General features: G+C 67.9%; 8 protein-coding genes and 1 pseudogene. 5 read left to right on the forward strand and 4 right to left on the reverse strand.

All coding sequences use genetic code 11. The features are described 5' to 3' along the window. The first annotated feature begins 113 nt into the window (after nt 1–113). Complete coding sequence (locus ACWD5Q_RS09525; RefSeq protein WP_451426435.1) at nt 114–902, forward strand: carbon-nitrogen hydrolase family protein; 789 nt, start codon at nt 114–116, stop codon at nt 900–902. A 49-nt stretch (nt 903–951) separates the two neighbouring features. Then, on the forward strand, nt 952–2,664 hold the full coding sequence (locus ACWD5Q_RS09530) for a flavin monoamine oxidase family protein (protein ID WP_451426436.1): 1,713 nt from the start codon (nt 952–954) through the stop codon (nt 2,662–2,664). Nucleotides 2,665–2,752: 88 nt separating this feature from the next. Here ACWD5Q_RS09530 and ACWD5Q_RS09535 read toward each other — a convergent pair whose 3' ends face one another. Together ACWD5Q_RS09535 and ACWD5Q_RS09540 are read right to left on the reverse strand one after the other, a co-directional pair. Then, entirely contained in the window at nt 2,753–3,682 is a 930-nt protein-coding gene (locus tag ACWD5Q_RS09535) for an LLM class F420-dependent oxidoreductase (protein ID WP_451426437.1), read from the reverse strand. 89 nt (nt 3,683–3,771) lie between these two features. Next, a complete protein-coding gene (locus tag ACWD5Q_RS09540; protein WP_451426438.1) occupies nt 3,772–4,446 on the reverse strand; it encodes a DUF5995 family protein in 675 nt (224 codons plus the stop codon). A 341-nt stretch (nt 4,447–4,787) separates the two neighbouring features. Here ACWD5Q_RS09540 and ACWD5Q_RS09545 point away from each other — a divergent pair, with 341 nt between their 5' ends. Then, nucleotides 4,788–6,167, forward strand: a complete 1,380-nt coding sequence (locus ACWD5Q_RS09545; protein WP_451426439.1) for a uracil-xanthine permease family protein — start codon at nt 4,788–4,790, stop codon at nt 6,165–6,167. A gap of 146 nt (nt 6,168–6,313) precedes the next feature. Here the strand turns inward: ACWD5Q_RS09545 and ACWD5Q_RS09550 are convergent, their stop codons facing one another. Then, the gene (locus tag ACWD5Q_RS09550) at nt 6,314–10,696 is read right to left on the reverse strand and encodes a LamG-like jellyroll fold domain-containing protein (RefSeq protein ID WP_451426440.1); all 4,383 of its coding nucleotides are present in this window, start codon (nt 10,694–10,696) and stop codon (nt 6,314–6,316) included. Nucleotides 10,697–11,050: 354 nt separating this feature from the next. Here ACWD5Q_RS09550 and ACWD5Q_RS09555 point away from each other — a divergent pair, with 354 nt between their 5' ends. After that, a complete protein-coding gene (locus ACWD5Q_RS09555; RefSeq protein WP_451426441.1) occupies nt 11,051–19,684 on the forward strand; it encodes a ricin-type beta-trefoil lectin domain protein in 8,634 nt (2,877 codons plus the stop codon). 607 nt (nt 19,685–20,291) lie between these two features. Here ACWD5Q_RS09555 and ACWD5Q_RS09560 read toward each other — a convergent pair. Next, a pseudogene (locus tag ACWD5Q_RS09560) lies at nt 20,292–20,540 on the reverse strand (tyrosine-type recombinase/integrase); the annotation flags it as partial. Between the two features lie 661 nt (nt 20,541–21,201). On the opposite strand from ACWD5Q_RS09560, the gene ACWD5Q_RS09565 reads away from it, so the two are divergent. Then, nucleotides 21,202–22,047: a reverse transcriptase domain-containing protein gene (locus ACWD5Q_RS09565; protein ID WP_451426442.1), complete on the forward strand. Its 846-nt coding sequence runs from the start codon at nt 21,202–21,204 to the stop codon at nt 22,045–22,047. Nucleotides 22,048–22,107: the final 60 nt, after the last annotated feature.

Consider the following 22,107-nt stretch of genomic DNA (forward strand, 5'->3'; position numbering starts at 1 on the left):
GCACGCAATGATCCGCTCACCGGCGCGCAACAGCTCCTCCTTGTCCGGCCGAGGGCGCCGACCGTACCGTCTAAGTGGCCCCCCAAACCCTTCCGCACCGGTGGAGAACACGCATGCGCACCGCCCTGCTCCAGAGCTCCGGCCGCCCCGGCTCGGTCCCCGAGAACCTCACGGTGCTCGACGAGGCCGCGGGCCGCGCCGCCGCCGCGGGAGCCGGGCTGCTGATCGCGCCGGAGATGTTCCTCACCGGATACGCGATCGGCGACGCGATCACCCGGCTCGCCGAGCCGGCCGACGGCGACTCCGCGGACGCGATCGCGGCCATCGCCTCCCGGCACGGCCTGGCCATCGCCTACGGCTACCCGGAGCGGGACGGCGGGACCGTCTTCAACGCCGTCCAGCTCCTCTCCGCCGACGGCACCCGCCTCGCGAACTACCGCAAGACCCACCTCTTCGGCCGCTTCGAGCGTGACCACTTCACCCCGGGCGACCAGCCGGTCGTCCAGGCCGAGCTGGACGGCCTGCGCATCGGCCTGATGATCTGCTACGACGTCGAGTTCCCGGAGAACGTCCGCGCCCACGCCCTGGCCGGCACCGACCTCCTCGTGGTGCCGACGGCCCAGATGCATCCGTTCGAGTTCGTCGCCGAGTCCCTCGTGCCGGTGCGGGCCTTCGAGAGCCAGATGTACATCGCCTACGTCAACCGGGTCGGTCAGGAAGGGGAGTTCGAGTTCGTCGGGCTGTCCACCCTCGCCGGGCCCGACGGGGTCGCCCGCGCCCGGGCCGCCCGCGTCGAGGAACTCGTCCTCGCCGACGTCGACCCCGCCCACCTCGCCGCCTCCCGCGAGGCCAACCCGTACCTCGAGGACCGCCGCCCCGGCCTGTACGGGTCCCTCGTCTGACCTCCGCAGCCTTCCCCCGAGCACGTTCCGCGCAAGGAGTCCGTACCCCATGACGTCCACGGTGCCCAACGCCGTCGAGCACGCAGACGAGCAGCAGCCGCCGATCACCATGTTCGGCCCGGACTTCCCGTACGCCTACGACGACTTCCTCGCCCACCCGGCGGGCGTCGGCCAGATACCCGCGACCGAGCACGGCGCCGAGGTCGCCGTCATCGGCGGTGGCCTGTCCGGCATCGTGGCCGCCTATGAGCTGATGAAGATGGGCCTCAAGCCCGTCGTCTACGAGGCCGACAAGATCGGCGGCCGGCTGCGCACCGTCGGCTTCGAGGGCTGCGACCCGTCGTTGACCGCCGAGATGGGCGCCATGCGCTTCCCGCCGTCCTCCACGGCGCTCCAGCACTACATCGACCTGGTGGGTCTGCAGACCGAGCCGTTCCCCAACCCGCTCGCCGAGGCCACCCCCTCGACCGTCGTGGACCTCAAGGGCGAGAGCCACTACGCCGAGACCCTCGACGACCTGCCGCAGGTCTACCGCGACGTGGCGAACGCGTGGAACGCCTGCCTGGAGGAGGGCGCCGACTTCTCCGACATGAACCGCGCGATGCGCGAGCGCGATGTGCCGCGCATCCGCGAGATCTGGGCGAAGCTCGTCGAGAAGCTCGACAACCAGACGTTCTACGGCTTCCTCTGCGACTCCGAGGCCTTCACGTCGTTCCGGCACCGCGAGATCTTCGGCCAGGTCGGCTTCGGCACCGGCGGCTGGGACACCGACTTCCCGAACTCCATCCTGGAGATCCTCCGGGTCGTCTACACCGAGGCCGACGACCACCACCGGGGCATCGTCGGCGGCTCCCAGCAGCTCCCGCTGCGCCTGTGGGAGCGCGAGCCCGAGAAGATCGTGCACTGGGCCCACGGGACGTCCCTGAAGTCCCTGCACGAGGGCGGCGAGCCCCGGCCCGCCGTCACCCGGCTGCACCGCACCGCCGGCAACCGGATCACCGTCACCGACGCACACGGCGACATCCGCACCTACCAGGCGGCGGTCTTCACCGCCCAGTCCTGGATGCTGCTGTCCAAGATCGACTGTGACGACGCGCTGTTCCCGATCGACCACTGGACGGCGATCGAGCGCACCCACTACATGGAGTCCAGCAAGCTCTTCGTGCCGGTGGACCGGCCGTTCTGGCGGGACAAGGCCGTCGACGACAAGGGCGTTCCGACGGGCCGGGACGTCATGTCGATGACGCTCACCGACCGGATGACCCGCGGCACCTACCTGCTGGACAACGGCCCGGACCAGCCCGCCGTCATCTGCCTGTCCTACACCTGGTGCGACGACAGCCTGAAGTGGCTGCCGCTGTCCGCGAGCGAGCGGATGGAGGTCATGCTGAAGTCGCTCGGCGAGATCTACCCGACGGTCGACATCAGGAAGCACATCATCGGCAACCCGGTGACCGTCTCCTGGGAGAGCGAGCCCTACTTCATGGGCGCGTTCAAGGCCAACCTGCCCGGCCACTACCGCTACCAGCGGCGCCTGTTCACGCACTTCATGCAGGACCGGCTGCCCGCCGACAAGCGGGGCATCTTCCTCGCCGGCGACGACATCTCCTGGACGGCCGGCTGGGCCGAGGGCGCCGTGCAGACCGCGCTCAACGCCGTGTGGGGTGTGATGCACCACTTCGGCGGCGCGACCGACCCGGCCAACCCCGGCCCGGGCGACGTCTACGACGAGATCGCGCCGGTGGAGCTACCGGAGGACTGAGAGCTCCGAACACAATGGGCGCCCGGCTCGCACTCCGTTCGGAGCTCTGAGCCGGGCCCCGGCGCACCGACGGCGGGCGGGCGGCCGGTCAGACGCCGGCCGCCCGCGCTGTCGTGTAGACCTCGGCGGCCACGTCCTTCAGCTCCTGCGCGTCCCGGACCGAGCCCTGAAGGTCGATGAGGATCTCGTCGAGGCCCACCTCGGCGTGGGCCGCCAGGTCCTCCACGATCTGATCGACGCTGCCCTGGAAGGGGCCCCGGTCCGGGCCGGCGTACGCCTTCGCCGAGTACACGGCGTTGGCGCGCAGCACCGTCTGCAGCGGCTCGACACGGCCCTGCTCGGCGGCCAGGTCCCGCAGGGCGCGCCACTGCCCGGCCAGCGCCTCGGCGCCGAGGCCCACCGGCATCCAGCCGTCGGCCTTGTCGACGAGCCGCCGCAGGGCCCGTTTGTTGGTCGCCGCCAGCAGGAGGGGGATCGGCCGGGCCGGCTTGGGCGCGACCACCGCCGAGGAGATCCTCGTGAGCCCGCCCTCGTAGGAGACCGGGTCCGGGCCCCAGACGGCACGGCAGACATCGATGATCTCGTCCATGACCCGGCCGCGCTCCTCGAACGGGCGGACCCCGGCCGCCGCGTACTCGTCGAGGGACCAGCCCGTGCCCAGGCCCGCCACCACCCGGCCGCCGCTCGCCGCGTCCAGGGAGGCGAGCGCCTTGGCGAGCTGGAAGGGGCCGTGCAGGGGAGCCACCAGCACACTGGTGCCGAGCCGGACGCGGCGGGTGGCGGTGACGGCGAGGGCGAGCGTGACCAGGGGCTCGGCCACCCCGCGGTAGCTGTCCGGCCAGGGCAGGCCCTCGACGCCGTACAGCCCCTGGGTCGTGGACTCGGGGAACAGGGCCCGCTCGTACACCCACAGGCTGTCGTAGCCCATCTCCTCGGCGGCGTGCGCGACGTCCGGCACGTCCCGCCCGATGGCGTACTGCTTGTTCTGGGGGAGGCCGAGGCCGAGCCGGGTCGCCATACCTTTGCTCCTTCGCCGTGGTTGGGCCGCCCGGTCAACGTACAGCGGCCGCCGGGTACGTCCCGGCGCGACAGGCGCGGATGGCCGGATCAGTGCGGCAGCGGTGTGAGCAGCATCCGGCTCGCGAATCCCACCGCCGCGTCGAGCCGGCCCCCGAACTCCTCGGCCACGTCCGGCAGGTGCCGCAGCGCCCACAGCGCCCGCGCCGCCGACCACGCGGCCTCCCGGGCCCGCTCCAGGCTCCACGCGCCGAGCAGATGCGTCAGCGGGTCGGCGAGCTGGAGCAGATCGGGTCCGGGCATCAGGTCTTCGCGGATGCGCTCCTCCAGCGAGACGAGGAGGTCGCCGACACACTCGAAGTCGTCCTCCAGACCGGCCGGTTCGCAGTCGAGCGCGCGGCAGGTGTCCACGACGGCCAGGGCCAGATCGTGGCCGATGTGCGCGTTGATGCCCGCGAGCGCGAACTGCAGCGGCTGTACCCCCGGATGGCGCCGGAACTGGAACAACGGCCGCCAGCAGGCGGGCAACGGCCCGTCCTCGGCCACGGCCAGACACCGCTCGGCGAACCGAACGTCCAGCGCGATCGCCCGCCGGCGGTCCGGGAAGTACCCGGCGTCCAGACGGCGGTCGACCTCCTGGGTGACGGCGAGATAGACGCGGTTGAAGACCGCGACGCCATCGTGCTCCGGCCAGACTCCGGCGAGCGCGCGCATGCGTGAGACGACCGTGTCCACCTCGGTCGTGAACTGCTCCAACCGCACCATGGGGGCAGGGTGACAGCCGTGGGCCGACCGGAGCATCCCCGGCCCGCGGGCTTCCCCGGAACGGGGGACGCCCCCGTGGGCCGTCAGGGGGACGGAAGGGGGCGTTCACGAACCGGTGCGCCCGCGGGCGTCACGGCTACGGACCGGTGTGCCCGCGGACGTCGCGAGGGGCCGTGGTGTCGCTTACGCCGTCGCTCTCCTCGTCGTACGAGGAGGTGCTTGCGGTCCTCTGGTCCTGCGGCCAGTACGTCGACGTGCGGGTGGGGGACAATGGGGTGGTGCGAGTGATCGGCTGAACGTCTTGCACTGTCCTTCGGTAGGTTCGCGAGCTGAGAGTATTAATGTCGCGTTTTGGGTGGAAGCTGCATGGAGACGGTCGGAACCTGGGGCCGGGTGAGGTAGTCCGGCCGGACGAGCGGCTCTCCTGGGCCCGCACGATCGGGCTGGGCGCACAGCACGTCGTCTCGATGATCGGCGCCTGTTTTGTCGCCCCGGTGCTCATGGGTCTGGATCCGAGCCTCGGCCTCATGGCCTCGGGTGTCGCGACCCTGCTGTTCCTGGTGATCACTCGCGGCCGGATCCCCAGTTACCTGGGATCGTCGCTCTCCTTCGTCGGTGTCGCCGCCGTCATCGGAAGCCAGGGCGGTGGACCGGCTGAACTGACCGGTGCGCTGTTCGTGGTGGGTCTCGCCCTTGCCGCGGTCGGTCTCGTGGTCCAGTTCCTGGGGGCCCGGGTCATCCACGCGGTATTGCCGCCTGCGGTGACGGGTGCCGTCGTCATGCTGATCGGCTTCAACCTCGCCCCCGTGACCGCTTCCGTCTACTGGCCGCAGGACCAGTGGACGGCGCTCGCCACGATGCTGTTCACCGGCCTTGCTCTGGTCGTACTGCGCGGCTTCTGGTCCCGTATCGCGATCTTCCTGGGTCTCGTCTTCGGATACGTACTCTCGTGGATCCTCGACCTGACGGCGGGCAAGATCCACTCGGCGAACGCGGGCGGCAAGGTCGTCGATCACTGGCGCCTGGACCTGACCCCGGTCAAGGAGGCCGACTGGATCGGCTTCCCCCACCTGCACGCTCCCGCGTTCAGCGCATCGGCGATCATCGTGGCCCTTCCGGTCCTGATCGCACTGGTGGCGGAGAACGCCGGTCACATCAAGGCGGTCGGAGAGATGACGGGCGACCCGCTGGACGACAAGCTCGGCACCGCCATCATGGCGGACGGCGCGGCGACCATGATCTCGACGGTTGCCGGAGGCCCGGCAACGACCACGTACGCGGAGAACATCGGCGTCATGGCCGCGACCCGCGTCTACTCGACGGCCGCCTACATGTGCGCGTCGTTCTTCGCATTGCTCTTCGGCCTGTGCCCGAAGTTCGGCGCGGTCGTGGCCGCGATACCGGGCGGTGTCCTGGGCGGCATCACTGTGATCCTTTACGGCATGATCGGCCTGCTCGGCGCCCAGATCTGGATCCGCAACAAGGTCGACTTCTCGCAGCCGCTCAACCTGATCCCGGCTGCGGCCGGCGTGATCGTGGGCATCGGGGGTGTGAGCCTGAAGATCACCGGCAACTTCGAGCTCAACGGCATCGCCCTGGGCACCCTCGTGGTGCTGACCGGTTACCACTGTCTCCGGTGGCTCTCCAAGGCCGCGGGCACGCACCGGCCGGCGCTTTTGGACGGCGGGCTGACGGAGTACGACGACCAGAAGACGTCGTAGGCGATCACCGCGTCAGCGCCCTGTATCGGGCGTGGGTGGGGCGTTCCTTGGCTTCATATGCGAGGGGAGCGCCAAGCAGTTACGGCCTATGAGAACAGGCGCTCGACCGGGGGATCCCGGTCGAGCGCCTGCATTTCGGTTGCTCATCAGTCGAGTTGGGTGACCGAGGGGTTGTCGCCGGTTGCTGCGGCATCGGCTGGGGGCAGGGCGGTGTCGTAGACGTGGATGTCGCTGACCTCACCGTTGGTGTACTCGCCGTAGGTGCCTTGGAAGAGGCGGCGGCCGATCTGGAGGGGGCCGGTGGCGTTCCAGGAGGTTCCGGCGAAGGCCTTGGTGCCCGACAGGCGGCCGTTGACGTAGAGGCTGAGTTGGTTCGTAGTGGCGTCGTAGATGCCGACGAGATGGGTCCACGTGCCGACCTTTGGTGTTCCGCCGTAGGTGGCCGTGAAGGAGGTGCTGGTGGTGTCATCGTCGTGGCGGCCGAAAGCCCAGGCTTGCTTGCCGGAGGAGTAGTAGAGCTGGAAACCGTTGGCGTTGCCTGTGCTGTCTGACTGGGAGACGAAGGTCGAGTTGGCGGTGAGGGAGTTGAGGTTGGCCCAGGCGGAGATGGTGAAGCTCGTCGAGGTGTCGACGGCCGGGCCGCTTGTGGCGGCGTAGCCAGTGGTGCCGGCGAGGTTGAGGACGTTGCCTCGTGTGCTGTCGCTGGCCCAGGTGTAGGCGCCGGTCAGCGATGCGGTGAGCCCGGTGCTGCAGTCGGAACTCGTGGCATTGGCGCAGTCAGCCGCTGTAGTGCCGGTGCCTTCGTTGAGGGTCCATGAGTGGGTGGCGGTGTTGGTGGCGGTGCCGAGAGAGACGGGGGCGCCGAAGGTGGCCGTGGTGCCGGTGGGCGCGTTTCCGGGGTACTCGGTGAGCTGCCCGTTGGTGTCGGTGGCGTAGAGGTCGGGGTTGCCGTCGGAACCGCCGCTGCTGCTGTTGACGTCACCTGAGGAGGCCACGGTCGGGTACCCGATTGCTGCCAGGACGGGGGAGAGTGCGGTGCCGGGGTTGGTGCTCCAGTTGGCCGGTGTGCTGTTGGTCCAGTTCTGGTTGGCGCCGCCGTTGCAGGTGTAGATCTGCACCTGGGTGCCGTTGGTGCTGCTGCTGCGGGGGTCGTCCAGGCATTTGCCGGACTGGGAGTTCTGCAGGCTGCCGTTGGGGCCGGGGGTCCATTTCTGGGCGCCGGTGCCGTTGCACGTGTACAGCTGCAGGAGCGTTCCGTCGGTTGTGGCGCCTCCAGGAACGTCGAGGCACTTGCCCAGCACGCGCAGGGAGCCGTCGCTGAGCAGCGCCCACTTCTGGGCGGCAGAGCCGTTGCAGGTCCAGATTTGGATCTTGTTGTTGTTGTCGGTGCCGGAATGGTCGTCGTCGAGGCACAGTGACCCGCCGGTGGACGTGGTGAGGGCGGAGGTCAGGGCCGTGCGGACAGGCGCGTGCAGGAGCTGGGGCAGGCCGGTGCCCTGGTCGAGGCTGAGGGGGAAGGTGTAAACGGTGCCGGAGGCGTCGTCGCGGGCCCACAGGGTGTATGTGCCGCCGGTGATGGTGCCGTTGCCGTTCGCGTCCTTGCTGAGGGTTCCGCCGACGGTGCCGGGTGCGATCAGGCTCAGGCCGGACCAGTCGCCGTCGCCGAGCAGCACGGGGTCAGTGAGGTGCTTGCCGTTGTTGGACTGGTAGATCCACAGCTTGCCGTTCTCGACGGTGATGACGGCGGGGTGGCCCTGCTCGTTCCCGTAGACATTGCCGGGTGCGATGAGCTGGGTGATGTTCCAGGGCGTTGTCGGGTCGTAGCCGGCGCCCGCACAGCGGCTGTCCGGAACGATCGGTTGGCAGGGGTCCTTGGTCACGGGGTCGCCGGAGCGTTGGCCGATGTAGCCGGGGAAGTCGGACCAGGGGACGAGCGGAAAGGCGCTGTCGTCCTTGGGGTCAAGGTCGTTCGGGACGACGTACAGCTGCGCCGTCTTGCGGTTGTAGGCGAATAGGTCGTCTACGTCAGCTCCGTGCAGGTTGCCGCGGTGTGCGATCAGGTAGTCGTTCCAGCTGCTGCCGTCAGGAGAGTCGGCGGGGGTGGAGACGATCACGGGGCCGTTGATGGGGGGAGGCGTGTCCGTGACCTGTCCGGTCTGGGCCGGGGTGGCGCTTTGGGCGGGGTCGGTGTTGCCGGGGATCATTTCGAGGTCGCCGGTCTTGGTGGTGGCGAGCAGGTCGGGGATACCGTCGCCGCTTATGTCGCCTGGTGTGATTTTGGCGTCGGGGTTCCAGGGAACGGCGAAAGTGTAGCTGGCAGGGGCCTGGGAGATGTTCCCGGCCGCGTCGACGGCGGCGACGTAGAGGTTGTGTACGCCCCAGTTGGTGAGCGGGACGGTGACGGTGCCGGTCGCGGTGCCGGCGCTGTCGGTGCTGGTGACGGATGCCTTGGTACCGGTGGTGGCGGTGGGCTGGCTGTCGAGCTGCCAGAGGAAGTGGTCGACGCCGCTGGACAGGCATGCGTTGGGGGTGCAGCTGGTGTCGGACGCAGCGCCGTCGGCGGCGGTCACTGTGAAGCTCGTGGTCTTGCCGGGTGCGGCGTGATCGGTTGCAGGGCCGGTGCCGACGGGCGGGAAGGAAGGGTTGGTCGCGATATCGGGCGTGTCGGGTGGGGTGAAGTCGGTCTTGAACCAGCAGTGGCCGCTCGTTGCGGAGGCCAGGTGCTGGCTGGAGTTGTCCTGGGCGTAGACGTCCCAGCCGTATTCGTGCCCGTCCTTGAGGGTGAACCCGATAGGCATGTCGGCGTCCGAGCCGCTGGCCTGATAGGTGCTGTCAGGTGTGGATTTGTCCAGGGTGTTGCCACCGGAGTCTAGGACGGTGCGGTCCCAGACGTGGTAATGCGCCTGGACGTTGACGCCGGACATGTTGGTGGTGACGGTGGAGTGGAGCTGAATGTTGCTGCCGGCGTCGGAGTAGGTGGTGGCGCCGATCCAGCCGTCGCCGCTCGTGACGCAGGCGCCGCTGGCTCCGGAGGCGGCGGGTGTGGTGTGGAGGCTGGTCGGGACGTTCGGAGGGATGTCGAACTTCACGGTCAGCGTGAGGACGCTGGACATCCGCAGGTAGTCGTCGTTGCTGGAGGAAATGCTCTCGTCGCCGTAGAGACCGATGGTCCAGTAGTCGCCGCTGGAGCTGTTGGTGTCGGCCATCTTCTGGGCCTGATCGGTGACGGTGAAGGTCGCGGTGTGGTTGCTGCAACTGCTGCCGGAGTTCGCGCCGCTGGGGATCGTCGTCGACACAGGCGGGTACGTGCCGTCTTGGACGGACGGCCGGCTGTTCCAGTCGGTACTGGAGCTGATGGCGTTGGTGGTGTGCAGCGTGATGGGCTGGTTCTGGGAGCAGTCCCAGCTTGCCGCGTAGGTCGAGGACACCGTGAAGAAGGCGTCGTTGACCACCATGGACGGGTCGAGGCCGTCGGTGGGGACGGCGTAGTAGGAGCGTTCCAGTCCGGTACCGCAACTGCCGCCCCAGCGCTGGTAGCCAACACCCTGGCCGTTCGTCTGGGGCTTGTCGTACTGGGGGCTGTTGGAGCAGCTGGAGCTGGAGTAGAGCTCGTCGTAGTGGCCGGAGGCCTTGGTGACCGGGTTGCTGAAGGGGTCTATGTAGATCGGGTAGGTGGTGCCCGAGTCGTTGAGCACCGTGGTGTCGGGCGTCAGCGTGAGGCTGTTGGCGGTGGTCGTCATCGGCACGGTGTCGACGTTCGCGCCGGTACCGGGGCCATCGGTGGAGGACACCGCGGGGTCGCCGACCGGCGTGGAGCCGGCGCTCGGGTTCTCCGCCGGCGCGTCCGGGACGGTGCTGGAGTCCCACATCAGCGGGCGGGGGCTGGTGTAGTCGACGGTGCCGTCGGAGGCGGTCGCGTTCATGCCGCCCGAGGCCGTGGCGGAGAGGGACAGGCCCTGGGTGGAGGCTGCTTCGGTGAGCTTCTTGATGTCCGGGTTGGTGGCGGCGGTGGCGTCGTGGACGATCAGTACGTCGCTGAAGCCGCCCTGGTTGGTGACGGAGACGGACAGGTCCACGCCGGGTAGCACTGACGTGTACAGCGCGGTGTCGTCGCTCACGGTGGGTGCGGGGAGGGCGAAGGGCATGGTCAGGGCCATGCTGTGGCCGTCCTCGTTGGTCAGGGTGACCAGGGGGCCGCTTCCTCCCCCGGACAGAGTGACGTCGTTCGGGGTGGCTTTGGGCGAGAGTGTGCCGTCCGAGTTGGTGGCGAGTGTGGCGTCGACGGGCGTCCAGGCACCGTCCTTGCGTACCCGCACCGGCATGACATCGGTGGTGGAAGAGAACGTACCGTCCGGCTGCGCCTCGGTGGTGGAGACCTCTGTGGTCAGCGTGTCCACCAGGACGGGCTGACCCGTGGACACGGCCTGCTCCTGCGCGGCCAGCATTGGATCGGACGGGGCGGGTGCGTCCTCTGCGGCTGCGGGCAGGACGGGAACGGCCATCAACAGGCCGAGGGCGGTGGCCAACAAGGCCAGGCGTCGTGCTGGAACAACGCGTTTGCGGGCTGAGGGTATCGGCGGTCTCAACACGTGGCGGGCTTCCTTCGGGTCGCGAACGTGGGGTGGCGATCGGCGCTCAGTGCGTGCCTGATTGGCTGTGACAGGAGGTGCAACGGGTGTGTGGGGAAGCCCGGTTGGACCGAAAGTTTGATCATTTCGGTAGAGAAAATACACATGATCTGCCAACTTCAGGCACGAGCTTGTCATGGAAATGGCAAAGGGTCTTGAGTGGTGATCATGGCCGTACCTAGCCTCCGGTCGATCACTCATACGTGTGATCTGACGATGTGACGGCCTTTCAAGGCCGCGCCCTTGGGGGTACGCGTGAGTGGCGGCCGGCGCTGGTTCGCGGGTGTGTGGCACCGAAGATTCCTTGGCAGGCTGGGACTTTGGACGATTCCCGTCGCCCTCTTCGCGCTGCTCCTGCCGGTGGCGGTCGCCACGGGCCTGGGTACCCCTGGTTTCTTTCCCGGCCAGGCGGACGTCGGGATCGGGCACCACGGTGGCTTCCACTTCGACGGCGTGGTCTGGAAACCCAAGAAGCCTGCCGCCACCCCGGCTGTAGGGCATCACGGCCTGCGGCAGAAGACGCCCAAGCATCCCAAGGGGTACAAGCCGCTGGCGGCTTACCGGACGCAGGCGCCCCAGTGGCCGAAGGCCGGCACGGCCACCGTCGGCCTGGGTGCCCGCAGCGCGGCCAAGCCGGTCAAAGCGGGCGCACTGCCGGTCTGGATCGCATCCGCCGACGAAAAACACCCCGTCGACGAGGTGCGCATACAAACCGCCTCTCACAGCCAGACGCTCAGGACCGGCGCCAACGGCATGCTGCTGGGCATCACCCCGTCCGGTCCGACCGCCGCGCGCGGCCGGGTGAAGGTGGTGATTGACTACGCCACGATAGCCAAGGCGTACGGCGGAGGCTTTGGTTCCCGGTTGCAGCTGGTGCAACTGCCGGGCTGTGCGCTGACCACACCGCAAAGGGCGGAATGCCGGAAGCGCACCCCGATCGCATTCACCAACCGCCCCACCGCCAAGCAGCTCACGGCGACCATCACTCTGGGCTCGGCACCCGCCGACGACCTGCAAACGGCACCGGAAGACGGCGCGGGTGGCGCGAAGCCGACAGAGGGCGCGGGTGGCGCGACGCCGACAGAGGGCGCGGGTGGCGCGACGCCGACAGAGGGCGCGGGTGGCGCGACGCCGACAGAGGGCGCGGGTGGCGCGACGCCGACAGAGGACCCGCACGGCCCTCAGCCAATGTCGGTGCGCACCGCGCCGCTGACGGCCACCGCGGCCGCGGACACGACCACGGTCGAGGTGACCTCGGGCAGCTCCGGGTCCCAGGGCAACTACGCAGCGACGTCCCTGAACCCCTCCGGGAGCTGGCAGGCTTCGGGCACCGGAGCATTCACCTATTCGTACCCGATCGATGTGCCCTCTGCCGTGGGCGGCAATGCCCCCTCGGTGGGGCTGTCCTACGACTCTCAGTCCGAGGACGGCGAGACTTCGGCCCGCAACTCCCAGGCATCCTGGGTCGGCGACGGGTGGAACTACCAGCCAGGGTTCGTGGAGCGGACCTACCGCTCCTGCGGATCCCTGCTGGACAGCAGCGGCAACAAGGTCCTCAAGGGATCGGGGGACGAGTGCTGGGGTGGCGACAACGTCGCCATCTCCTTCGGTTCGCACTCCGGGCAGTTGGTGCCGGACGGTGTCGACTCCGGTGTTCCGGGTGAGATCAAGCAGTGGCGGCTGCAGGGGGATGACGGCACCCTGGTTCAGGAGCTGTCCGGGGCCACCAACGGCTTGCACGATGGCGTCTACTTCCGGGTCCTGACCACCGATGGCACGGCCGCCTACTTCGGTGCCGACCACTCCCCGACCGGCCCCGGTACCTCCGGCGGGATGCAGTCCGGTACTCCTTCCGACTCCTCTACCGATGCCGCCTGGGGCGTACCGGTGCTGCACCCGGAGTCGGGTGACCCGTGCTACGACTCGGCCAAGGGCAAGGCGTCGCAGTGCGACAAGCACGAGGGCTGGCGCTGGAACCTTGACTTCGTCGTCTCGCCGAGCGGGTTCGTGCAGCGTTACGACTACACGACCGAGACCAACTACTACGACCTCGGTGGGGGCCAGGCCGCCTCCGGTGACTCCGGCACCCTGACGTCCTACGTCCGCGGCGGCAAGCTCGACTCGATCTCGTACGGCTACACCCTCGACGACGAGCAGGCCGGACGCACTCCCGCCGGCCGGGTCGCCTTCACCTCCCAGCAGCGCTGCCAGACCACCGACACCTTCACCGACTGCTCTGCGGGCAACCTCAACGACAATACGGCCCCGCACTGGCCCGATGTGCCGTGGGACCTGCACTGCGACTCCACCGACAGCACCACCCTGCCGCCGGGATCGACCACCGTGCCTGCCAACGTCTGCGTCACTGCGGCGCCGACGTTCTGGACCACCACCCGCCTGGACAGCATCACCACCAAGGTCCACGTCAAGGACTCCAACACCGACGCGCTGACGGCCGTCGACAGCTATCAGCTCGGGCAGGTGTACTCCGACGCCGGCGGCACGGTGGACCCGGTCACCGGCACGACCGTCGACCCCAAGGACGCGGGCTCCCTCCAGGCCGTGATGTGGCTGCAGTCGATCCAGCACACCGGCAAGGACACCTACGGCAACGGCAACAGCGACATCAAGCTGAACGAGGTCGCCTTCACCGGCACGGAGATCGACAACCGCGTCAACGATGCCTCACCGTCCGCACCGCCGCTGTACCGGCCGAGGATCTCCTCGATCCAGACCGAGACCGGCGAGTCCGTCGCGGTCGACTACAACCTCAACCCGTGCGCGGGCAAGACGCTGTCCATCTCGGCCGCGGACTCCAACACCAACTCCTGCTACCCGGTGTACTGGACTGTGCCGGGTGCCTCGAAGCCGATCGCGGACTGGTTCAACAAGACAACCGTGCACACGGTCACGGCCTCCGACCTGACGATCGCCTCGCAGTACAAGCCGGACTCCCAGAACATCCCGGCCGGCTCGGAGGCCCAGGTCTCCACGTACAGCTACGCTGGTGCAGCCTGGCACCGCGACGACTCGGAACAGACGGACGACCAGTACCGCACATGGGACCAGTTCCGTGGCTTCCGTACCGTCACAGTGCAGACCGGTCAGGCCCCCGAGCCGGTGACCCAGCAGACCACCACGTATCTGCAGGGCATGGACGGCGACTACAAGGCCGACGGCACCCGCCGCACGGTCGCCGTGGACGCCAAGGTCGGCGGCAACACGGTGCAGAGCGTCACTGACGCCGACCAGCTCGCGGGCACCGCCCTGGAGTCCGACACCTACACCGCCGCCGGCGGCACCATCAACTCCGAGACCGTCAACGGGCCCTTCACCTACACCACCACCGCGCACTCGGCCCAGACGCCGTGGACGGACTGGACCCAGGACGACAACCCCGGTCAGAGCAGGCCCGCACTGTCCACCCTGCCGGACCTGTCCGCCTATCGCGTCAAGGACACCCAGTCGCACGGTTACACGCTGCTCACCGACGGTACATGGCGTCACACCCAGACCGACACCACCTACGACAACCAGGGCCGGGTCTCCACCGTCGACGCGCACGGTGACGTCAGCGTGGCCGCGCAGGAAAAGTGCGCCACCACGACCTACGCGACGCCGCCGGCCGGCAACACGATGGCCCTCGCCTACCCCGACCAGGTCACCTCAGTCACAGGGCCCTGCGGCACCGCACCCAGCGCCACCACGCTGCTCGCGGACAAGAAGATCTACTACGACGGCGACGGCAGCCTCACCAACCTGGGCACCTTCGGGCAGCTCGACCAGACAGGCAGTACCGCCGTCGGCCAGGTCACCGCCGTCAGCACGGCCACCGGCTACAGCGGTTCCACCGAGAACTGGCAGACCAACTCGGCGATGAAGTACGACGGTGCCGGGCGGATCACCGACACGCTCGATGCCACCGGGCAGAACACCCACACCGCCTTCACCCCGTCCTGGACCTCCGCGGGCGGCAATACCAACCCGACCAGCATCACGACCACCAACTCCCAGACGTGGAAGGTGACGTCCACTCTCGACGCGCTACGCGGCCTGTCCACCGAGAACGTCGACGCCAACAACCGCAAGACCGACATCACCTACGACGCGCTCGGCCGCCGCACGGCGGTCTGGCTGCCGGGCCGGGACAAGTCCGCCGGCCAGAGCGCAGACAGAACGTTCGACTACTCGATCAATCCCGGCGCGGTCGCGGCCCCGGGCGGCACTATCACGTCCCCCGGTGATCCGTCGGCGGTCACCACGAAGACGCTGCGCGAGGACGGCACGTACAGCTCCTCGGTCACCATCTACGACGGGATGCTGCAGCCGCGGCAGACGCAAGCCACCGCTCAGGGCGACTACAACGTCGGCCGGGTCATCTCCGACACCTTCTACGACTCGCACGGATGGCCGACCGCCTCGTTCGCCCCGTACTCCGAGCCGAACAACAATCCGTCCACCACGCTGTACGCCGCCAACGAGAACCAGATCCCGTCGGAGACCACGACCGCGTACGACGGCCAAGGCCGTACGGTCACCAGCACGCTGTGGCATCAGGCGATCCAGCAGTGGCACACCACCACGAGTTACCCCGGTGCCGACGAAACCGACACCACCGCCCCGGCCGGCGGCCGTTCCACCGCGACCTACACCAATGCTCTCGGGCAGACCACCAGCACCGTGGTCAAGAACACCGGCAACACGGTGACCCTCCACGGAGGCGATGTCATCCCGTCCGGCACGTCGCTGACCTCCGACAGTGTGCGCCTGACCATGCAGGCCGACGGCAACCTGGTGCTGAGCGAGCTGGCCACCGGCAGGACGATCTGGTCCAGCGGCACCAACGGAAACCCCGGCGCCTACGCCAAGTTCGGCACCGACGGAAACCTGGTCGTCTACACCACGACCGGTACGTCGAAGTGGACGACCGGCCTGACCGCCACCACCGGCTCCACCTTCCAGGTCCGCAACGACTCGACCGCGGTCGTCGTCGGCAGTGACAACAGCACCGTGCTGTGGCGGCAGGGCACCGCCAACGCGATCCCCGCGGCCGACGCCACCACCAAGTACGCCTACTACCCGTCCGGCCAGATCCACACCATCGCGGACAACGCCGGCAACACCTGGTCCTACATCTACAACCTGCTCGGTCAGAAGACCTCCCAGACCGACCCGAACACCGGCACCACCACATTCGACAAGTACGACGTCGCCGGCAATCTCCAGCAGATGACCGACTCGCGCGGCCAGGTCCTGTCGTATACCTACGACTGGGACAACCGTCGCACCGCCGAGTACAACAGTCCTTGGTCCGCGACCCCTGACCCCACCAAGGAACTCGCCTCCTGGCAGTACGACACCCTGGCCAAGGGCTACCCGACCTCGTCCACCCGCTACGTGGGTGGCGCCTCCGGATCGGCGTACACACAGGCGATCACTGGCTACAACACGGCTTACCAGCCGACCGGATCCACCCTGACCGTCCCGGCTGCCGACGGCTTCGCCGCCGCCGGGCAGTCCACCGCGCCCACCAGCGGCACGGTCACCTACACTCAGTCCTCCTTCTACACCCCGACCGTCGGGCTGCTGTCCACGCTCCGCTACCAGGCCGACGGCAACCTGCCCGCCGAGGACGTCGGCTACGGCTACACCCAGCAGGGCAACCTGGACGGCATCGGCGGTTTCATCACCGCCGCCAACACGCCCGACTACCTCGACGCCGCAGTCCACGACCCCTTCGGCCGTGTCCTGCAGGCCAACTACGGCCCCACCGGCAAGGAACTGGCGACCTTCGCCCAGTACGACGCCACCACCGGCCGGATCACCCAGACGTCCAGCATGCTGCAGACGTCGACCACCGCCCTGGACGTGGCCAACTACCGCTACAACCAGGCCGGCGAGATCACCGCGATCGACGACCTGCAGAACAACACCACCCACGACACCCAGTGCTTCACCTACGACTCCTTCCAGCGCCTGACCGCCGCCTGGACGGACACCGCAGGCATCACCAACTCCTCCAGCGCCCCAGTGGGAGCCGTCGGAGGCTGCAACACCACCTCCGTACAGACCACCACCACAGCACCGATCACGACCACGACGGTCGGCGGCCCGGCCCCGTACTGGCAGACCTACAGCTACGACCTGCTCGGCGACCGCACCGACATGGTCGACCATGACACAGGCGGCAACGCGCTCAACGACACCACTCAGTCCACCGCCTACACCGGTACTGACGGCACCGCCACCGCCACGCTGCCAAACCAGTCAGGCACGACCACCAGCAGCAACCCGACCACGGGCACTGCGACCTGGACCCCGAACTACACCGACACCAGCTACACCCCGAACAAGAACGCCGGCAACACCATGAGCCGGAAGGTCTCCACCACCGGCCCCATCGCCTCGACGTTCACCATCACCGGTGGCGGCAAGCTCTGCATCGACGATGCATCCGGCTCCACCACCCCAGGCAACAAGGTCCAGGTCTACACCTGTAACGGCACCATCTCGCAGAGTTGGACGATCGGCACCGACGGCACCGTCAAGGTCAAGGGCATGTGCCTGGACACGACGGGCAACGCCACCACATCCGGCACGACGGTGGTGATCGACACCTGCAGCAGCGACGCCACCCAGAAATGGGCGGTCACCACCGCGGGCAAGCTGGCCAACAAGGCCAACAGCTCCATGTGCCTGACCGACCCCGGCGCCAGCGCCACCAAGGGAACCCAGCTCACCCTTGCCGCCTGCACCAGTTCCGGCCAGACCTGGAGCACGGTAACTACGGGCGCCCTGCCCGCCGGCCAGACGCAGACGCTCACCTACGACGCCGAAGGCCGCACCGCGACCGTCACCACCCCTTCGGGCACCACCAACACCACGAGCAAGTACCTCTACGACGCCGACGGCAACCTGCTGGAGCAGACCAGCAGCACCAGCGGCACCGACAAGACCCGCATCCTGTATCTGTTCGGCGGCACCGAACAGATCACGCTGAACGTCTCCGCCAAGACCTGGACCGGCCTGCGCTACTACGCCGGCCCCGACGGCACCACCATCACCCGCTCCAGCACCGGCACCGTCAGCTACCAGGTCGCCGACCTTCAGGGCAGCGCCACCACAGCGATCGACGCCAGCTCGCTGGCGGTCACCCGCCGCTACTACGACCCCTACGGCAACCCCCGCGGCACCAAGCCCACCACCTGGGTGGCCTCAGACGAGAACCACGGCTTCCTGGGCAAACCCACCGACGCCACCACAGGCCTCGACCTCCTCGGCGCCCGCAACTACGACCCCACCCTGGGCCGCTTCCTCACCCCCGACCCGATCTTCCAGGCCGGGGACCCCAACCAGATGGGCGGCTACACCTACGCCGCCGACAACCCCGCCAGCAGCAGCGATCCCACGGGTTACGACGACTGGTATAACGACCCGGCCATGAACAAGTGCGTCATCGACTGTGGCGGCGGGAAGAAGAAGTCCCACGGTGGCGGCGGCACCAAGACCTCCAGCGGCTCCACCGGCGCATCGCCCGCACCATCCACCACGCCGACGCCTTCCATGGGGCCGACCCCGACCTCCACGCAGACGCCGACACCGACGCTTGGTGAGACCCCTTGCCAGCCGGAGGACTTCGGCACGAACCGATGCGAAAGCTACGACGGCGGTCAGCTGATTTACACGGCCATCGGGGTGGTGGCATTGCCGGTCGCCACGTTGTGCATCGGTACCGGTGTCCTGGATTGTGTCGTAGGGGTATTTACGGGTGCCGCGGATGGCGAGGCGGGCGGCAGCATGCTCCTCGGCGTCCGTGTCGTGGGCCTGGGGGTGGGCGCCGAAAGGGCCATGGAAGCGGGGGCAGCGGCGGAGGGCGCGGCAGCTGGCGCCGAAGCCAGCGCCGCGAATGAAGCTGTCGACGACGTGGCCGACCTTGTCGCTGCGAAGCGCGCCAACGCACAGGAACGCGCCAAAGAGGCGGACGCTGCAGCGACCAGACCGAGCAAGCCAGAAGCAGGCAACGCTGGCACGAAGCCCGCGGAATCGGTAGCCCGGTGCAGCTTCTCCCCTGACACCCCTGTCTTGATGGACAACGGCAAGACCAAGCCGATCGGCAAGATGAAGAGCGGCGACAAGGTCGAAGCCGCCAACCCCAAGACCGGCAAGCACCAAGGTGCCCGCACCGTCCAGCACGTGTGGATCAACCACGACCACGACCTGCTCGACCTCACCATCCGTACCAAGGGCGGCCACACGGCCACCCTCCACACCACCGCCAACCACCCCTTCTGGGACGACACCACCCACACCTGGGTCCCGGCCGGCAAACTGCACCACGGCGACGCCCTCAACACCGCCACCAACGGCCACGCCCACGTCGTCGCCACCCGCCCCACCCCCGGCGCCGCCAACCGCTGGAACCTCACCGTCCGGCAACTCCACACGTACTATGTTGTGGCGGGCGGTACGCCGGTCCTGGTTCACAATTGCAACACAGAAATTAAGAACGTGGCCCTCGGGACCAGTGATAACGGGCTAGAGGATTTCGCCAACGGAAATGGGTACACCCATTTCATGGGTGAGACGCAGGAAGGGGCTCTTGCTAACGTTCGAGATGTTGCAAATGAGCACCCCGAGACCCGCATTCATGTTCGTCTCGACGGATTCAAGATGACTAACGGGCAGCCGGGTACGCCAGCCGAACTCTTCGATGACGCCGTGAGAGAAGGACAGGGTGACAACTGGTATACCACTCAACGAGAGATGGCGATCCTGGAGCGCGCCTTCCGGGTTGGTAACCTTGGGCGGGATAGGCTCTCTTTCTATATGGGAGGAAAAAACATCACCAGTGAGATTTTCTCAGGCTCTCAGTACCTAGGAGGTTCCTAGTGGAGCTCGTTGCCGAATGGGAGCGGCCGTTCCGTATCTGGCACTACTCTGTAAGTTACCGTCAACTGCTCCTGCGCAGCCTAACTGAGGCCTCCCCGAGTCGAGTCGATGTCCTCTTTTCGAACGTTCGCTTCCTTCACGTATCAACGGACTGTGACCGGCTTGAGGTCTGCGTGGACTCGGAATTCCGCCCACCGGATTCGCTAGACTTTGACGGAATCCCCGGCAAGTGGTTCGTGCTTAATGGGGGTGCCGGTTATCTTTACGGGACACATTGCCAGTGGCACGAAGATGACGGCAGTGCTCTGACCCCGTCCAGATTTGGGCCGCTCAAACGAACGGACTAACATCCAAGTCGGCGATCTCTTATCGTCGGCAGGCTCTGGCGCACGTGCCAGCGGGACAGGGTGGCCTGCTACGGGAGTGGTGGGATGTATTCTCTTTGCATCCCACCACTTTTATCCGCCTGTGAGTCATTACCTGTGATCCGTAACCTGATTGAGCGTCGCCTGACAAGAGTATTGATAGCGTCAGCAAAGAAAAGCCCCGCCGGGCGCGTCCTGGCGGGGCTTCTGCGTGGGGGTGACGGCAGTAGTTGACGGCAACGTCAGCGGACAGGTGCTGCACAGAGCGGTGGGTCGTCGCCGTCCTCGGTGCCGGACGCGGGCGCCGAGGAGTTACCGAGGGCGTGTCCGAGGAGGTCGATGGCTTGGCGTTGGAGTTGGAGGCGGACGTGGGCGTACACCGTCGCGGTTACGCCGATGTGGGCGTGGCCGAGGAGTTCCTTGATGACGACGAGCTCGACGCCTTGTTCCAGGAGGAGTGTCGCCGTTGAGTGGCGGAGGTCGTGGGTGCGCCGTGAGGCGCAGTGGTTCGAGTGGAGGTGAGAGACCTTCACCGCTGATCCCGTCGCAGCGGGACGGTGGAGCTGAGGGCAGCCTGAACCGGGTGGTGCCGGGGAGGGTGGGAGCAGCCCTGACAACGCCGGGACGTGGCAGTACTGCCAGATGGTGCGGGTCCGGCAAGCGGGACGGAGAGGAGTACGCGAGGAACCGGCGTGTGACACCCCCTTTATGCGACACCGGCTCGAATCTGGCGGATCTGGGCCGGGAGCGGCGCGCACCCGTCGAGCGTGTGGGCGGGGAACTCCTGAGGCGGTGGGCATGAGCTGCCAGGGAGGCTGCGAGGAAGGTCTGCGGCGTACTCGCAGCGATGCCGCAGGGGCATAGTCGGGCTCCTACTTCGACGAGCGAATCACTGTGAACACGGGAACCGTCCCGGGTCTGCCCCAAGCCCGTGTGTCCAGCGTGGGGTTCGGGGCTGGGCTCACCGACCGCCGATCGGCCTGGGACGGGGCGGAGCCGCCGTAGTACTCCGAGCCGGGGAAAGCCCGCGTACATGGGGAAGGGCGGCAGCGGTTTCGAGAAGGACTGGAGACTGTAATGCCGGAAGACGCACCGCCGAACGGCGGCGCTCCGCGTCCGGGACCTGCCGGGTCGTGGACGAGGGTATCGGGGATGCAGACCAAGCTTCACCGTTGGGCGGTGGCCGATCCGGGCCGCCGGTTCGATGACTTGTTCAACTTCGTGCACGACCCGGCCACGCTGGTCATGGCGTTCGACCGGGTCGCGGGCAACCAGGGGGCCAACACTCCCGGCGCCGACGGCCTGACGGTCGCCGGGGTCGAGGAGCGGATCGGGGTCCCTGGTTTCCTGGACGATCTGCGGGCCGCCCTCAGGGACGGTTCGTTCCGGCCGCTGCCGGTGCGGGAGAGGAAGATCCCCAAACCGGGCGGGTCGGGAAAGGTCCGCAAGCTGGGCATTCCCACGCTCGCCGACCGGGTCGTCCAGGCGGCGCTGAAACTGGTGCTGGAACCCGTCTTCGAGGCCGGATTCGTGCCGGTCTCCTACGGATTCCGGCCCCGGCGCAGGCCACATGACGCGATCGCCGAGATCCACCACTTCGGCACCCGGGGCTACCGCTGGGTGCTGGACGCGGACATCGAGGCGGCCTTCGACAACCTCTCGCACCCCTTCGTCATGGAGCGGGTGCGGGCACGAGTCAAGGACAAACGCGTGCTGGCCCTGGTCAAGGCGTTCCTCAAGGCCGGTGTGCTCACCGAACTCGGCGAGCAGCGCAACACCCATACCGGCACCCCCCAGGGCGGCATCCTGTCACCGCTGATCTTCAACATCGCGCTGTCCGCGCTCGACGAGCACGTGATGGCGCCATGGAAGGACGGCAGGGCGATGTCCACCCGGGGGAAGCGAACCTACCGACACTCCCGCGGCCGGCCGACGTGGCGGATCATCCGCTACGCCGACGACCGTGCGCCACGAACACAACAGGAGGTTCCGATGTAGACGGAAGCTCTTGACGTGATGCTGCACTGGTGATGGAGGTGGGCCCTCCGGGATCGCCCA

The organism is Streptomyces sp. NPDC002513, from assembly GCF_053595355.1.